Genomic DNA, 529 nt, shown 5'->3' on the forward strand with positions numbered 1-529 from the left:
AAAAACGTTTTGCCATTTAAATGTTTTGTAGTACATTTGTATTTATGTGAAGATTTTTAAGGTTATGTTTTTATATAAATATATCTTTGATTTTCTAAACATATACATTTGTGCTGCATTTATAGCGATAACGGTAGGCTGAAAGTTGTGTAAAACGTTGATATATACTATATAATTCAAATATATAAAAATATAAAATGCGTCTCAGCAACTATCTCATCGCTTGGTAGTACAGTGCTAATTGCGTTCTTTGAATAGTTGTTTTAATATGTTATTGTGTGTTTCTGTAAATATATAAATATACCTTTAGTTCTTTATTTAGTTGCTTATAATGGAATTATAGGTATACCTTTTAATATATTTATATGGCATAATGTAAATACAAACATAGTGTAAAACATAATTAAATAGATGTTTATGTACTTATAAAGTTAAAGATTTGATAATATTTAAAGGTACTAATATAAATACAAATATAGTGTAAAACATAATTAAACAAATGTTTATGTACTTATAAAGGTAAAGAACT

This window comes from Prevotella pallens ATCC 700821, assembly GCF_000220255.1.
Taxonomy (GTDB): domain Bacteria; phylum Bacteroidota; class Bacteroidia; order Bacteroidales; family Bacteroidaceae; genus Prevotella; species Prevotella pallens.